15 protein-coding genes are annotated in these 15321 nt (G+C 70.1%); 6 read left to right on the top strand and 9 right to left on the bottom strand.

Annotation, left to right across the window (positions count from 1 at the left end; all coding sequences use genetic code 11):
• Window positions 1-35: 35 nt before the first annotated feature.
• The 4 genes from RF640_RS06160 to RF640_RS06145 all read right to left on the bottom strand — a co-directional run bounded on the left by RF640_RS06160 (window position 36) and on the right by RF640_RS06145 (window position 3600).
• Window positions 36-326, bottom strand: coding sequence for an FCD domain-containing protein (locus RF640_RS06160; RefSeq protein ID WP_158279194.1), 291 nt, complete (start codon window positions 324-326; stop codon window positions 36-38).
• The gene (locus tag RF640_RS06155) at window positions 284-1747 is read right to left on the bottom strand and encodes an L-lactate permease (protein WP_272027472.1); all 1464 of its coding nucleotides are present in this window, start codon (window positions 1745-1747) and stop codon (window positions 284-286) included. Before RF640_RS06155 ends, RF640_RS06160 begins: the two co-directional genes overlap by 43 nt.
• A 255-nt stretch (window positions 1748-2002) precedes the next feature.
• Window positions 2003-2989: a DMT family transporter gene (locus RF640_RS06150; RefSeq protein WP_249033735.1), complete on the bottom strand. Its 987-nt coding sequence runs from the start codon at window positions 2987-2989 to the stop codon at window positions 2003-2005.
• 5 nt (window positions 2990-2994) lie between these two features.
• Complete coding sequence (locus tag RF640_RS06145) at window positions 2995-3600, bottom strand: TetR/AcrR family transcriptional regulator (protein WP_368827125.1); 606 nt, start codon at window positions 3598-3600, stop codon at window positions 2995-2997.
• A gap of 555 nt (window positions 3601-4155) precedes the next feature.
• On the opposite strand from RF640_RS06145, the gene RF640_RS06140 reads away from it, so the two are divergent.
• Window positions 4156-4743, top strand: a complete 588-nt coding sequence (locus RF640_RS06140; RefSeq protein WP_290467765.1) for an HAD-IA family hydrolase — start codon at window positions 4156-4158, stop codon at window positions 4741-4743.
• A 346-nt stretch (window positions 4744-5089) separates the two neighbouring features.
• Here RF640_RS06140 and RF640_RS06135 read toward each other — a convergent pair whose 3' ends face one another.
• From RF640_RS06135 to RF640_RS06115, 5 genes are all read right to left on the bottom strand, one after another.
• Complete coding sequence (locus RF640_RS06135; RefSeq protein ID WP_272027464.1) at window positions 5090-6178, bottom strand: Gfo/Idh/MocA family oxidoreductase; 1089 nt, start codon at window positions 6176-6178, stop codon at window positions 5090-5092.
• Between the two features lie 80 nt (window positions 6179-6258).
• Window positions 6259-7290, bottom strand: a complete 1032-nt coding sequence (iolG, locus tag RF640_RS06130; protein ID WP_272027466.1) for an inositol 2-dehydrogenase — start codon at window positions 7288-7290, stop codon at window positions 6259-6261.
• A 195-nt stretch (window positions 7291-7485) separates the two neighbouring features.
• Window positions 7486-8358 (bottom strand): sugar phosphate isomerase/epimerase family protein, encoded by an 873-nt coding sequence (locus RF640_RS06125; protein ID WP_368827122.1) that lies wholly within the window; start codon window positions 8356-8358, stop codon window positions 7486-7488.
• A gap of 20 nt (window positions 8359-8378) precedes the next feature.
• Entirely contained in the window at window positions 8379-9461 is a 1083-nt protein-coding gene (locus tag RF640_RS06120) for a Gfo/Idh/MocA family protein (RefSeq protein WP_368827120.1), read from the bottom strand.
• A 184-nt stretch (window positions 9462-9645) separates the two neighbouring features.
• Window positions 9646-11274 (bottom strand): IclR family transcriptional regulator, encoded by a 1629-nt coding sequence (locus RF640_RS06115; RefSeq protein ID WP_109221885.1) that lies wholly within the window; start codon window positions 11272-11274, stop codon window positions 9646-9648.
• Between the two features lie 287 nt (window positions 11275-11561).
• Here RF640_RS06115 and RF640_RS06110 point away from each other — a divergent pair, with 287 nt between their 5' ends.
• The 5 genes from RF640_RS06110 to RF640_RS06090 all read left to right on the top strand — a co-directional run.
• Complete coding sequence (locus RF640_RS06110) at window positions 11562-11699, top strand: hypothetical protein (protein WP_161976678.1); 138 nt, start codon at window positions 11562-11564, stop codon at window positions 11697-11699.
• 45 nt (window positions 11700-11744) lie between these two features.
• On the top strand, window positions 11745-12869 hold the full coding sequence (locus tag RF640_RS06105) for a maleylacetate reductase (RefSeq protein ID WP_109221886.1): 1125 nt from the start codon (window positions 11745-11747) through the stop codon (window positions 12867-12869).
• Between the two features lie 71 nt (window positions 12870-12940).
• Complete coding sequence (locus RF640_RS06100) at window positions 12941-13903, top strand: aldo/keto reductase (RefSeq protein ID WP_109269519.1); 963 nt, start codon at window positions 12941-12943, stop codon at window positions 13901-13903.
• A 34-nt stretch (window positions 13904-13937) separates the two neighbouring features.
• On the top strand, window positions 13938-14870 hold the full coding sequence (locus RF640_RS06095) for a dioxygenase (RefSeq protein ID WP_109221888.1): 933 nt from the start codon (window positions 13938-13940) through the stop codon (window positions 14868-14870).
• A gap of 69 nt (window positions 14871-14939) precedes the next feature.
• A partial coding sequence (locus RF640_RS06090) for an MFS transporter (protein WP_368827115.1) occupies window positions 14940-15321 on the top strand: 382 nt, incomplete at its 3' end.

Below are 15321 nucleotides of genomic sequence, written 5' to 3'. Positions count from 1 at the left end.
AATCGCCCCTCCCCCGCTTCGCCGCTGGTCTGGGTTCAGGATGCGCCCACGGACTCATCGATGCCAAGACCCCGGACGGCACCCGACGACGCTCCCGGTCGATGCCGACCGCAGGACGGACGGCTCGACGACGCGGCACGACCGGCGGCCTCCGTGTGCTCGCGGGCGATGGTGCGCGCGGTCTGCTCGTCCTGGTCCTCGATGGCGCGCACGAGCCGCTCGTGCACGTCCAGGGCGGCGTCCCTCCGGTCCTCGGTCGACAGCGTGGACTTCGGAGCGGGAGTCAGCCTGCCACCGGCATCCAGAGCATGTTCCCGATGCCCCACAGCACCAAGCACACCAGCACGAAGGGCAGGGTCCTCGCCACCAGGGCCCCGCGGGTGAGGACGGGCCCGGGGGTGTCCTTCTGCTGGAGTGGGCCGGCGATCCGGTAGGCGAGCTCGATGCGCGCCGGGCTGGCCAGGCAGGCCAGTCCGGCCGCCACGTTCTGGGAGGCCATCATCCACAGCGGGTCCATGCCGAGGGCATGCGCGGCTGCGTCCTGGGTGCCGCCGAACATGGCGTTGGCGCCCGTGCCCGAGGCCGTGATGTATCCCCCCAGACCACCGACCATGGGCACCAGGAACAGGTAGGCCTGACCCAGCCCGGTCAGCGCCGCGGCCAGCGCCTCGGCCAGCCCGCCCCCGGAGACCGCGCTGCCCAGCACCAGGTACAGGCCGGTCGGCGCCGCCACCTGGAGCCACATCCGGCGGATCTCCCGCGGCAGTCGCCGCCGGTGTTCCCTGTCCATGGAGAGCACGACGACGCCGACCAGGGCGCCGGTGATGGACCACAGGGCCGGCGAGCCCAGCACCGCGCCGAACTCACCGGGCGGCAGCAGGCCTTCGAGGAGCTGCCCGATGATGGTGCCTCCGAGCAGCACCAGGTACGGCACCAGGGCGCGGGCCGGGACGGGCCCCATCCGTCCGCGGCTGATCACGCCGGCCCAGCCCGCGGACATCACCAGGGTGGCCACCGCACCGGCCACGGCCGTGCCGAACGCCAGATTGGCGGCGAGGACCAGGGCGGACAGCACCACGCCCGATGCCAGTCCCATGCCGATCCAGGCCCCGTAGTCAGCGGGCCGGGCCCGGGCCCGGGCATCGGAGGTGGGCAGTCCCCGGCCGGCGATGACCGCGGCCACGGCACCGGATCCCAGGAAGGCGATGACGTTCAGGACTCCGGAGGCCACCCCGAGGTCGTGCAGGGTGACGCCGGCGATCTGGGAGCCCAGGAGCGTGCCGGGCCCCATGGAGCCCCACGGGCCCACCATGAGCGCCACCAGCGAGAGCGAGGCCGCTCGCAACGGCGTGAACCCCAGGGACAGCAGCAGCGGCAGCCCGATGATCACGGAGACGCCGAACCCGGTGACGGTCTCCATGAACGGCACCACCCCGTGCACCATGAGCAGCGCCGAGAGCACCGTGGGGCCGCCGCCGTCCGAGAGCCACCGGGCCAGCTTCTCCTGAGCGCCGGTCCGGTCCATGACGCGGGAGAGCAGGATCCCGCCGGCAATGATCGCCAGCACCTCGACCAGGATCCAGAAGCCCTCGCCGAAGGCCGAGGACACCTCCGCCACAGGGGTGCCGAACCAGGCCAGGCCGATCACCACGGCTGACACCAGTCCGACCGTGGGAGCCACCCACGGCGGCGCCGGCACGAGCAGCAGACCCAGGGTCAGCACCATGGGCAGGGCCGCCATGAGCACGTCCAACGGCGGCCCACCTCCACACTTCTCCTGTCAGATCTCTGTCACCGGCCGATGCTACGCCCCGACGGCGTCCGGGTGATCACGGATGCGGAGGGCAACTCCTACTGCGCCACCGCTTCGTGAGCCCGCCCGGTAGTCCGCCATATGTAAAGCGGCGATGGGACCCTCATTGCCTGCGGAGACCATCGCCCATCCGGGTGCGGTTCAGCGTCCTGTTCGCTCAGGGGCATCGGTCCCGTGCCGGCGCCGCCGTCATGGCAGCAGTGCCGGGGCGGCCTGGGCCGGTCTTTTCTGGGTGGTTGGGCTCGTGCCGGCGGGAATGCTCTCGCCGGAAGCGCCGGCGATGGCTGGTCGGGGTCCGGTGGTGTTGGTCGGTGCCAGCGCCAGCACGATCAGGGCGGCGGCCAGGATTGACAGCCCGATCCAGCCGAGCACCGCGAGCTGTTCGCCGACCACGAGGACCGCCAGCAGTGCCGCCACGGCCGGTTCGGTCAGGGTCAGGGTGGTTGCCGTGCTCGGGCGCAACCGGGTGAGCCCGATCCCGAAGAGGTAATAGCCGAGGAACATCGGGATCAGGGCCATGTAGGCGGCCACGGCGAAGGACTGGCTCGAGGCCAGTAGGGGCGCCCCCGTGGCGGCCAGCACGGGCAGCAGCAGGACCCCGCCGGTCCCGAAGACCGCACCCATCGCCGCCGCCCGTCCCACCCCGTGGCCCATGAGCCGGTGGACCACCCAGGAGTACAGGGCGTAGGTCGCCCCGGCCACCAGGCCCAGCCCGATCCCGGTGACGGTGTCGGTGGTCGATGCGGTCGTCTGACCGGTCTTGGACAGGCACAGCAGGGCACTGCCGGTGATGCCCAGCACCGCCGCCAGCACCCACCACCGGCTCAGCGGCTTGCGCTCCAGGATCAGTTCCAGCACCCCTGAGGCCAGCGGGGCCGAGGCCAGGGAGACGACCGTGCCGATGGCCACCCCGGCCAGGTGCATCGAGGAGTAGAACGCCAACGGGTAGACCGCCACCGCACCGGCCCCGACGGCCACCAGCCTCGCGTGGGCCCGCAGCATCGGGCGGGCCCGGCGCAGGGCGGGCACGGCGATCCCTGCTTGCAGCAGTCCGCCCACTCCCAGCGCGGCGGCACCGATCGCCAAGGGGCCGGCCTCCGGGGCGAAGGTCGCCGCCGTACCGGTGGTGCCCCACAGGAACGCGGTGATCAGGACCGCGACGATCCCCCCGGCCACGCCCTTCACCGCCCCGCCCCCAGTCCGGCCAGAAGGCCTCCGGCGATCGTCCGGGCATGGATCAGGCGTGCCGGGTCGCCCTCCAGCCCGGCCCGGGCCATCGCCCCCTCCAGCAGGAAGCTGAAGTGCTCCGCCAACTGGCGGGCCGCGGCCGGATCGGTCAGCGTGCCCAGGTGCTCGACCAACAGGTCCTCGACCTGCTCCTTGTGCCGGCGCACCACCGCCCGCCCCGGATCACCGGCGGGCAGCTCGGCGGCGGCGTTGAGCAACCCGCAGCCGCGGAAACCGTGATCGTAGGCGAGACCAGTGTGATCGAGGTAGGCGTCGAACACCGCCAGCACCCGCTCCTGGGGCGTGGACGCCTCTCCCAGGCGGGCCCGGTACAGGCCCAGCCACTCCTCGTGCCGGTCCTGGAGATAGGCCTGCACCAGGGCGGCCTTGGAGGCGAAGTTGTTGTACAAGCTCATCTTCGCCACCCCGGCCTGGGCGGTGATCGCGTCGATGCCGGTGGCCGTGATGCCCTCGGCGTAGAACCGGCCCGCGGCCGCCTCCAGCAGCCGCTGTCGGGCCGACCCGCGGCGCTGCGCGGGACTGTGCTGTGGTGTCGTCATGCTCGCCTCCTTCTTAGGTAGAGCAGTCTACCTAAGAAGGAGGTGGCGACAACCTTGGTGCAGACCGGCACGGTCTTGAGGTAACGAGTGCGCCTCGCCACGGGCTGGCTGGTCCGGCCAGGAGTTCGCGCACCCAGCCCAACAGGCTGCGCCACGCCGGCAGCCACGTGCAGGATGTGGGACGCAAGGCCGGTTCTCAGTCGCGGCGGATTCAGGAAGCCGGAGGGGATGTGGGAGTAGATGCAGTAACTGCCGCGACTCGTTGGCCGGTATCCGGGCCATATGTAAAGCGGACGCAGCTGCTCCAGCTCAATCGCCTGCCGTTCCTCCACGGGCCGGCCAATCGGCCATGAGTGCAGGGCCGGAGCGCGTGCTGCTGATGGGCCTCCTCGTGCCCGAAACCTGTATGGCCCGATTTTTGGACCAGAGGGAGAACGCGTTTTTGCCCGCCGTGGGCCCCATCTATGCTGGGTGGTGTCGTGATATGACAGCGAAAAATGAGAATTTTAGGGTTGCCTTGTGAAGAAATCACATCATGCGTCACACACTACGGTTGTGTTCGATCTTGGGAATGTGATGGTTGGCTGGGATCCTTTTCTTCCCTTTTCTGACCGGATGAGTCGGGAGCAATGGGATCGATTTGCCGTGGATGCAGATTTCTTTTCGCTCAACGCCAAGGCTGATAGTGGTGTGCCTTGTGAGGAGATCATTGCCCTGGCCGCGGGGAAGTGCCAGGACCATGGTGGTCTGATGAGGCAGTACTACGAGAGGTTTGATCGTTCCCTGACCGGTCCGGTGGTGGGGGTTGCGGACATCGTGGGTGAGCTGGAGCTCGGGGACCTGAGGCTGCTGGGCTTGACCAACTGGTCCACGGAGACCTTCCATCACGCCCCCACCAGCGCCCCGACGATCGACCGCTTGGAAGCCATCATGGTCTCCGGGCGGGAAGGGCTGGCCAAACCGGACCCGGCGATCTTTCACCGGCTGATCGAAAGGTTCGCGCTGACGCCGACCCAGACCGTGTTCATTGATGATTCCCCTCGCAATGTCCGCACTGCGCACGAACTCGGTTTCACAGCACTCCGATTCACGGACGCAGTCAGCCTGCGCGCAGCGTTGGAAGAACTCCACCTCTTGGATTGAGGCGAATTCTGGCCTCCTGTCTGGAGGCCGACTGACGACGGGGTGGCGGCTGCCCCCGCGTCCGGCAGGAAAAGGGGTCTCCGTCACGATCATTTCCTCGGGCTATTAGCGCCTCACTTGCAGGCGCACGGGAAAATCTCTGGCGGGTGGTGTGCCCGTTGAATTGCTGGCGACCGCGCACCCCGACAACGGATTAGTGGAAGAGATTTTTGCCGGCCTGGGAGGGTGTCGCCACCGGGGCGCTGGCGCTGGTCTTCCGCCCGGGCGGGGCCGTGGCGCAGGACGGTGAGGCGCCGCCGGGATCACTCCGGGCGGCGCCTCACGGTGTTCTTGTGGTGGGCGGTTCTCAGGCGGGGACCGGGACCAGGTCGACGGCGGGGACCGGTTCGGCTGTGCCGTCGAGGACCGCGCGCAGCGACGGGACGGCCACCGGCTCACCCCGGGTGAGGGAGAGCTGGGCGGCGTCGGCCACGAGGGAGGCGGCGACGGCGTCGAAGGGGGTGCACGGGTTCTCGCGTTCGCCCAGGACGAGTTCGACGAAGGCGACCAGCTCGGCCACGTAGGCGTCGGCGAACCGCTCGGCGAAGGTCGCGTGGGCTTTCCCGGCCGGGAAGTTCACCTCGGGTTCGGCGGAGCGCAGCGCGGAGCGGTCGTCGAGGCCGGCGACCAGGGTGTCCTTGGATCCCTGGACGTCGAGGCGCACGTCGTGGCCGGCCCCGTTGTAGCGGGTGGCCGCGGCCGTGGCGACGGTGCCGTCGGCGAGGGTGAGCACGGCCTGGGCCGTGTCGACGTCACCGACCGCGCGGATGGCGGGGTCCCCGTTGTTGGTGCCGCGGGCGTAGACCTCGACGATCTCCTGGCCGGTCAGCCAGCGGATCAGGTCGAAGTCGTGCACGCTCATGTCGCGGAAGATCCCCCCGGAGGTCGCCAGGTACTCCACCGCGGGCGGGAACGCGTCCCCGGACACGGCCCTCAGGCTGTGGAGCCAGCCGAGGTCGCCGGTCTCGAAGCGGCGCTTGGCTTCCTGGTAGCCGAGGTCGAAGCGGCGCTGGTGGCCGATCTGGACGACCCCGGCGGCGGCCTCGATCTCTTTGAGCAGGGGCAGCGCGCCGATGACGTCGGAGGAGACGGGCTTCTCGCAGAACACCGGCAGCCCGGCGGCGAGCCCGGCGCGGATCAGATCGGGGTGGGTGGCGGTGTTGGTGGCGATGATGAGCCCGTCGATGCCCTCCCCGATCATCGCCTCGAGGCTGTCGGCGGCGCGCAGGCCCAGCCGGTCCCCGACCTGCCGGGCGGCCTGCGGGTCGGCGTCGGCGAGCACGATCTCCAGCTGCACGCCGCGGGCGGCGACCTGGTCCCGGACGGTCAGCAGGTTCTGGGCGTGCATCTGGCCGATCCGGCCGACGCCGACGAGCCCCAGGGTCAAAGTCTTCATGTCTTTCTCTTCTCTCACGTCGTGTCGATCAGGAAGGCGTCCGTGACACGGTCGCCTCTGAAAAAAGGGGTGCTGCCGGTTCAGCCCGCGCTGGGTGCGGCGGCCCGGGCCACGGTCACGGTCTTGCCGGTGGCGGCGGATTCGGCGGCGGCGTTGGCCAGGACCAGGGCGGTGACGCCGTCGTCGAAGCTGGGTGAGCAGGGCGCGCCGGTGCGGATCGAGTGGGCGAAGGCGTCCAGTTCGGCCCGGTAGGCCTGGCCGTAGCGCTCGAGGAAGAACGGCATGAACGGGGCTGCTTCCTCGGTCCCGGTGGCACCGGACTTGCGCACCGTGGTCGCGGTGACGTTGCCGGCGGTGAGCATGCCGGTGGCGCCGAATGCCTCCAGGCGCTGGTCGTAGCCGGAGGCACAGTGACGGGAGTTGATGATGGTGATCAGCTCACCGCCGCTGCCGCGCAGGGTGACGGTGACGGAGTCGTAGTCGTCGAGCTCCTTGATCTCCTCGCTGAAGACGTTGGCGCCCACGGCGGTGACCTCCACGATGTCCGGGACGAAGAACCGGGCCATGTCCAGGTCGTGGATGGTCATGTCCCGGAAGATGCCCCCGGAGCTGGCGATGTAGTCGCGCGGGGCCGGGGCGGGGTCGCGGCTGGTGATGATCAGCTGCTCCAGGGGCCCGACCTCGCCGGCTTCCACCCGGGCGCGGACCTCGGCGAAGTTGGGGTCGAAGCGGCGGTTGAAGCCGAGCATGATGGGCACGGTGTGGCCGCTGATCTGTTCCTGGCAGGCCCGGACGGTGTCGATGTCCAGGTCGATGGGCTTCTCGCACAGCACGGCCAGCCCGTGGGCGGCAGCACGGGTGATGAGGTCGACGTGGGTGGGGGTAGGGGAGCCGATGATGACCCCGTCGAGGCCGGGCTCGGCGAAGACCTCTGCGGGGTCCTGCACGGCCCGCGCGCCGGTCTGCGCCGCCAGACGCTGGGCGGCGTCGATGAAGGGGTCGGCGATCAGGACCAGGTCGATGTCGGGGTGGGAGGCCACGTTGCGGGCGTGGACCTGCCCGATCCGCCCGGAGCCGAACAGAGCCAGGCGAAGGCGTCGGTCGTTGGACATGGTGTGTCCTTTCGTCAAGGAAAGTCTGGCGGGGGTGTGGGCTGCAGGGCAGGGCAGGGCCCGGGTGCTGGGCGCAGGCGGACCTGCGCCCAGCAACGGGAGGAGGCGGCGACACGCGTTGCGCGGGTCTTGTCCTGACCGTGCCGCTTCCCCGTCGGGGTGTGGTGAGCGGGGAACTGACCGGGCGGGGCCGGGTCAGATTTTCTGGAGGGCGTGGGAGAAGGAGCTCAAAGCGGTCTCGTGGGCGTAGCGCAGGCCCTCGAGGAGGGGCTTGCTGCGGTGCTGGGCCGAGATGATCTCCACACCCCACGGGCCCTGGTAGCCGGCCTCGAGGGTGCGCTGGATGAAGGTGGCGGTGTCGAAGTCGCCTTCCCCGCAGTAGGCGCGGTTGTTGATCGTGTCCTCGAAGACGGTGCCGACGACCTGCTCGAGCCCGTCGTCGATCTCCACGGCGTAGACCCGTTCGATCGGCACCACGTTGTACAGGTCGTCGTGGGAGAGCCCGCCCCGGTAGGTGTGCCAGATGTCGATCAGCAGGCCCGCGGCGGGATTGTCGGCCTGGTTGATGACCTCCACCGCCTCGTGCGTGGTGCGCAGGTGGGAGAACGGGGTGGCTTCCAGGGCCAGGCGGATCCCGGCGTCGGCGGCCTCGTCGGCCAGATCCGAGAACGCGTCGGCCAGCGTCGCGAACGGCAGAGGCCCGCTTTGGCCGGTCATGCCCGCCCCGACCTTGATGTGCCGGGCCCCCAGGGCGGTGGCGGCTTCGAACAGATCGGCGCGCAGGGCATCAGCTGCGGCCCGCTCGGCCCCGGTGGTCCACCACTCGTTGAGGAACTCGACCTCGACGATGCCGATGCCCGCCTCGCGGATCAGCCGGGAGAGCTCTGGGTAGCCGATGGTGTCGCGGGCCTGCACCAGGTCGGCGTGGACCAGGCCGATGCCGGCCCACCCGGTCTGGGCGATGGCGGTGATGCGCTCGGCCAGGGGGATGGGGCTGGTCTCGTCCCCGCGCATGGGGGCGGCGTCGCCGGCACTCACCCAGCAGGTGGCAATCAGGTCAGGGTTCATGGTCTCTTCTTTCTTCGTGTTCATGCCGTGGCCACCTCGATGCAGGCTCCACGGTCCTTCTCGGAGCGGTAGCAGGCCTTGACGATGCGCGCCACGGCCAGGGCGTCGGCGACCGGGGCCACCACCGGGGCTCCGGTGCGGATGCTCTGGACCCATCCGCGCATCTCGGTGTGGAAGTTGCTGATGTTCTCCAGCTCGGGCAGCTCGGAGAACTTGTTCGCCTCGGTGCGGGCGAACGGCGGTGTGAAGTAGCTCTGCGTCCATTCGGTCCAGCCGGCCGGCCAGCCGGCCCGGTCCTGCTCCACGTAGACCCGCAGCTTCTGGGGCAGGATGCCGAGCTCGATCATCCCGGCGGTGCCGTAGACGGTGATCCGGGAGCTCTCGAACCACTCGAGCGGATCGTGGCCGTCGAAGCTGAAGGTCATGGACATGTCCGGGTAGTTCAGCAGCACCGCCGCGGAGTCCTCCCGGCTGGTCTCATCCGAGAGGCGGGCGGACTTGTGCACCCGGGCGTTGACGGACTCGGGGGCACCGAACATGTGCACGAGGGAGTCGAGCATGTGACAGCCCAGGATCCACAGGACCCCGCCCATGTCCGCCGGCTGGTTCAGGTGCGCGGTGCGGTGCTCGCCCACCAGGGCCGCACCACGGGCGGCGACGGTGACGACCTCCCCGATCACCCCGGCCTCGATCAGCTCTTTGGCCCGGGTGATCGACTGGGCCAGGCGCACGTTGTAGCCGACCTGGACGACCTGCCCGGGCCCGGCCTGGGCCTCGGCCTCGGCCAGGCGCTCCAGGTCCTCCACCGTGCCACCGCCGGGCTTCTCCACCACCACGGACTTGCCGGCCTCCAGGGCGCGCAGCGCGTGGGCGACCATGTCCTTGCTCTTGGAGTGGACCATGATCGCGTTGATGCGCTCGTCCTGGAGCACGGCCTCCACACTGCGGGCCTCCATGTCGTACTTGTCGGTGAAGTAGTTCAGCCGCGAGTCGTCGTCGGCGGCGGCCACCACCTCGACCCCGTCGATCTCCCGGAGGGCACGGACCCGCGCGGAGGCGTGCGGGTGGGTGATGCCCAGTAGTCCTACGACAATCGGTTCCAACGCAGTGTCTCCTGTCCTTGTGAGCCTCAGGCTCGGGGGTGATGGGGGCGTCCGGCGTGCCGCGGGGAGCTTCAGGCCGGGTGCGCGTGGCGACCCGGAGTGATCCGGGTGCCGGATAACCACCAGCCGCTAGTGCCACCTGATGGACAACATGTCCACAGCATGCCATGGAGGGTGGTGGGGGTCAATCTATGACCTGGGACACTTCCAGTGCGGCCCATTCCTGGTCCAGGAGGTCCGGGCCGGCCTGCGGGGCGCCCAGGTAGCGCGAGAGCGTCTGGGCTCCCTGGCGCACGAGCTCGGTGACGGAGGGGTGGTCACCGGCCGGGGCCAGGACGCCCTCGCGCAGCCCGCTGACCGACAGGGAGGCGACGACGTCGCCGCGGTGGTCGAAGATGGGGGCGCCGATCGCGGCGATGCCCGGGGTGACGTTGTTGTCGCTGCGCACGTAGCCCTGGGCGCGGATCTCCTCGAGGTCGGCGTAGAACTCCGATCGGGAGCGCACATCGCGCCACGGCTCGCCGCTGTGGTTCATGATGGCGGCGTATTCCTCCCAGGCGGCGCGTCCTTCGAAGGCCAGCAGGGCCCGGGGGGCGGCACCCACGTGCAGGGGCAGGGACTCCCCCAGCTGCAGCACGCGGCTGTTGACCCGGATCCCGTCGAGGCGTTCGATGCACACGGCCCGGGTGCCGCGTCGGATGCACAAGAAGGTGGTCTCCCCGGTGGCCTCGTGGATCTGCTGGAGCACGGGGCGGCAGGCCCGGCGCAGATCCAGTTGCCGGGTCAGTTCCCCGGCCAGGGACAGCATCTTGGAGCCCACCCGGTAGGCGCCCCGGTGGCCGATCTGCTCGACCCACCCGGCCTCGGCCAGGGTGGCGAGCATGCGGTAGACCGAGGTCACCGGCTCCCCGAGCAGTTCGGTCAGGCGTCCCGAGGTGGCGATCCGCTCCCGGGCCAGGGCGTCCATCAGGGCACTGGCCTTGGTGATCGCCGCCGGCTGCCGGGCACCGCTGTGGGCCGGCGATGGCGAGGCGGGCACATGGTCAGTCCGGGGGGTTTGCGTGCGTTCGGGGCGGTCCATGGCCGCTGTGATGGCCTCAGCGGCGGTGCGCAGCACACCGGTGGCCACCGATTCCTGGTTCAGCACGCTCTCGCGCAGTCCGGCCACCGCGATCACCCCCAGCACCGATCCGTCCTGGTGCCTCACAGGCACCCCGATCGTGGCCACGCCTTCGATGATCGTGCTGTCCTCCACGCTCCACCCGCGGGCCGCGGTCTGATCCAGCTTCTCCCGCAGTTCCGCGGCCGTGAGCGCGGTGCCCGAGGCCAGCCGGTCGAAGGGCGCGTTCTCCAGCACGGCGGCCTGTGCCTCCGGGGCGGCGAAGGCCAGCAGGGCCAGGGACGGGGCCCCGGCGTGCAAGGGCAGCAGGCCCCCGGGGGTGAGGTGGAACAGGTCCACCTCGGAGCCGTGGACCTGATCCAGGCACAGTGCCCCGTTCTCGCGCAGCACGCAGAAGAAGGCGCCGACGCCGAGCTGGCCGCGGACCCACATCAGCTTCTCGTGCAAGGCCGCGCGGTCCACGAGGGCATCGACGGCGGCGTCTCCCAGTCGCAGGATCCCCACCCCGAGTTCGAGCTTGCCCTCGCCGTTGGAGCGGATCAGCTCGGCCTGCTCCAGCCCCGCGGTGATGCGGTAGATGGTCGACCGGGGCTCGGACACCGCCTTGGCCAGCTCCGCCGGGGTCGAGGGACTCCTCCGGGCCAGCTCGTCGACCACCTGGCTGGCCTTGTGCAAGAGCTGAATGGTGTTCACTGCTGACCTCGTTCTTCGCGCGTTCCGTGGCTAACACAGGCCGGCACCCCGCAGGTGAGCAGACCCGCCTGCGCTGGTGCAGGCGACCGTCATGTCGCCCGAGCCGCCACCGCCGCAGACCAGCGCGATCCCAACGTAACCTGGATCACCCCTAGCGCCTTGCCGTGCTACTGTGCGAACATGTTGTCCATTGTACGGTACTAAGCGGTCGTAGGAAATCACTTCCCCGGCAGCGCGGCCGGTGGCGGCACCGGGGTAGCTACCGCCACCGGCTGCTCCGCGAAACGGTGTTTCCTCCGCCAGCCATCACGAGGGGTGGTGGATCCGCCGGTGCCACGGCGATCCGCGAGGACCGCGAGGACCTCGTGCTGCTGCCGGCGACGGTCTGCGGCATCGACCCCGTGGGCCGCTCGAGCTCCTGCTGACCCGCCGGCCCATCCACCCGTTCCAGTCCATCGGAAGGTCCCCACATGAACGCCCAGACCAACGAGACCACCCTGACCGACACGCCCCTGGCCTCCCGCCAGTTCGTCTACGAGGCCCTGCCCATGCGGGTCCGCTTCGGCGCCGGGACCCTGTCGACCCTGCCCGAGGAGCTGGATGCGATCGGGCTGGCGCGTGTGCTGGTCCTGTGCTCTCCGGAGCAGGAGGACACCGGCCAGCGGGTGGCCCAGGCACTGGGCACCCGCTGTGTGGGGGTGCTGCCCGAAGCGGTGATGCATGTGCCCAGCGAGGTCGCCCAGCGCGCCAGTGAGGAAGCGGCCCGGGTGGGTGCCGATGGTTGTGTGGCCGTCGGTGGAGGCTCTGCAATCGGGTTGGGCAAGGCCATCGCGCTGCAGCACGGCCTGCCGATCGTGGCGGTGCCGACCACCTACGCCGGGTCTGAGATGACCCCTGTGTGGGGTTTGACCACCGATGGGCGCAAGGAGACCGGCCGGGACCCGCGGGTGCTGCCGCGCAGCGTGGTCTATGACCCCGAGCTCTCGGCGACGCTGCCGGTGCCGATGTCGGTGACCAGTGGCATCAACGCCATCGCCCATGCCGTGGAGGCCCTCTACGCCCCCGACGCCACCCCGATCATCTCGTTGATGGCCGAGGAGGGAGTCCGGGCCCTGGCCACAGCGCTGCCGGCGATCGCCGCCGACGGCACCGACCCCGCGGCCCGCAGCGAGGCCCTCTACGGGTCGTGGCTGTGCGGGGCCTGCCTGGGGGCGACCACCATGTCCCTGCACCACAAGCTGTGCCACGCCCTGGGCGGGACTCTGAACCTGCCCCACGCCCAGACCCACACCGTGGTCCTGCCCCACGCCCTGGCCTTCAACCAGCCCGCGGCCCCCGAGGCGACCGCGGCGCTGTCGCGGGCGCTGGGCGGGGCCCCAGATCCGGCCGCGCGGCTGTGGCAGATCGCCGAGGAGCTCGACGCGCCGCGGTCCCTGGCCGAGCTGGGCATGCAGGAGGAGGACATCGAGCGCATCGCCGAGGAGGTCACGAGCCGTTCCTACGGCAACCCCCGGCCGGTCACGTATGAGGACGCCCGGGCCCTGCTGCGCGCCGCCTGGGCCGGGGAAGCCCCCAGCGCCCATCCCGGCGCCTGACCTTCGCCCCCGACACCTACCCACCCACCACGACCTGCACCGCGCACCGTTACGACACCAGGAGGACACCCTTGGCCGCCACGCAGACCATCGCCCCCGGACTCGACGTCTCCCCGCTGGCGTTGGGCACCAACGTCTTCGGGTGGACCGCCGACGCCGCCACCTCGCACCGGATCCTCGACCGCTACGTCGAGTCCGGGGGCAACGTCCTGGACACCGCCGACTCCTACTCGTTCTGGGCCGACGGCAACAGCGGCGGAGAATCCGAGACCATCATCGGTCAATGGCTCACCGGCCGCAGCGACCGCGACGAGCTGGTGATCGCCACGAAGGTCAGCCACCACCCGCAACTGGCCGGCCTGGCCCCGGAGACCATCCGCACCGCCGTCGACGGGTCCCTGTCCCGGCTGGGGGTCGAGGCCATCGACATCTACTACGCCCACTACGACGACCCCGACACCCCGCTGGTCGAGAGCATCGAGGCCATGTCCCAACTCGTGGACCAGGGCAAGGTCCGTTCCATCGGGCTGTCCAACTTCACGGCCGAGCGCATCGCGGAATGGCTGCGGATCACCGACCGGGAAGGCTTCCACACCCCCATCGTCCTGCAGCCCCAGTACAGCCTGGTCGAGCGCGGCATCGAGACCGACGTCCTCCCACTGGCCCGCACCCATGGCCTAGCCGTGATGCCGTACTACTCCCTGGCCCACGGCTTCCTCACCGGCAAGTACACCGGGGAGGGTCCGGTCGACACCCCTCGCGCCTCCGAGGCCTCCCAGTACCTCACCACCCAGGGCCGGGCCGTGCTCCACGCCCTCAAGCAGGTCGCCGCGGAACACGACGTTGAGCCCGCCGCCATTGCCCTGGCCTGGTTGGCCGCCCAGGACGGGGTCGTCGCACCCATCGCCAGCGCCCGCAACACCGAGCAGCTAAAACCGCTGCTCCAGTCCATGGAGACCCCCTTGAGCCGGCCCGAACTGGACCTGCTCGAAGAGGCTTCCAGGCCCTCCCCCGTCTCCACACCCGTTCGTTAGACCGCCGACTCCACGACTGAAAGGCAGGCCCGCCATGGCCCAGCAGACCCCAGTCCCCACCACCGAGAGCTCTCCCGGGCACCCGCAGGTCTCCACCGCCCAGCAGGCGGTGGAAGAGCAACTGATCCGCACCGTGCTGCGCTCCTTCGAGGACTGCCAGGACCCGCGACTGAAGCAGCTGATGCAGGCCCTGGTGAAGCACCTGCACGCCTTCATCCGCGACGTGCGCCTCACCGAGGCCGAATGGAACCAGGCGATCGAGTTCCTCACCGCCGTCGGGCACATCACCGATGACCGGCGCCAGGAGTTCATCCTGCTCTCCGACGTCCTCGGCGCCTCGATGCAGACCATCAACGTCAACAACGAGGCCTACGGCGACGCCACCGAAGCCACCGTCTTCGGCCCCTTCTTCGTCGACGACGCCCCGGAGATCCCCCTCGGCGGGGACATCGCCGGGGAGGCCCCCGGTCAGCCCTGCTGGGTGGAGGGCACCGTGACCGACACCGACGGCAACCCGGTGCCCCGGGCGCGGATCGAGGTCTGGGAGGCCGACGAAGAGGGGTTCTACGACGTCCAGTACGACGACAACCGGGTCTCCGGCCGAGCCCACCTCTTCAGCGACGACCAGGGGCGGTACAACTTCTGGGGCCTCACCCCCACCCCCTACCCCATCCCGCACGACGGGCCGGTGGGGAAGATGCTCGAGGCCACCGGCCGCTCCCCGATGCGCGCCTCACACCTGCACTTCATGGTCACCGCCGAAGGCCTGCGGACCCTGGTCACCCACATCTTCGTGCGCGGGGACGAGCTGTTGAAGTACGACACCGTGTTCGGCGTCAAGGAATCCCTCATCAAGGACTTCACCGAACAACCCGCCGGCACCCCGACCCCCGACGGCCGCGACCTCACCGACCGGAGCTGGTCCAAGGCCCGGTTCGACATCGTCCTGGCCCCGGCCCAGTCCTAGCCCCATCACCGGATCGGCGCTCCACACGATCCATCCCTGCTTCATCAGGTCACCAACAAAGGAATTCCCATGTCACACAACACCGCAGACGGCACCCGGGTCGCCCTCCCGCCGTTGACCCAGGGGCCGCACCGGAAACGGCTCGGACTGATCTCGGTCGTCGCTTGCCTGGGCGGGCTGCTGTTCGGCTACGACACCGGCGTGACCAACGGCGCCGAGGGGCCGATGGCCCAGGACCTGGGACTGAACCTGCTCCAGCTGGGCGTGGTGATCAGCTCCCTCATCTTCGCCGCCGCCGTCGGCGCCCTGGTCTGGGGCCGGGTCTCGGACGCCTGGGGGAGGCGCCGGACGATCATCCTGCTGGCCGTGCTGTTCTTCGCCGGCACCGCCCTGGTGGTCCTCACCCCCACACCTGCTGAGGAGGGAACGTTCTCCCTGACCGGGTACACGG

The organism is Kocuria sp. CPCC 205231 (assembly GCF_040980965.1).
GTDB lineage: Bacteria > Actinomycetota > Actinomycetes > Actinomycetales > Micrococcaceae > Kocuria > Kocuria rosea.
Note: the sequence above shows the minus strand (reverse complement) of the source record. Positions and strands in the feature narration are given on the sequence as shown.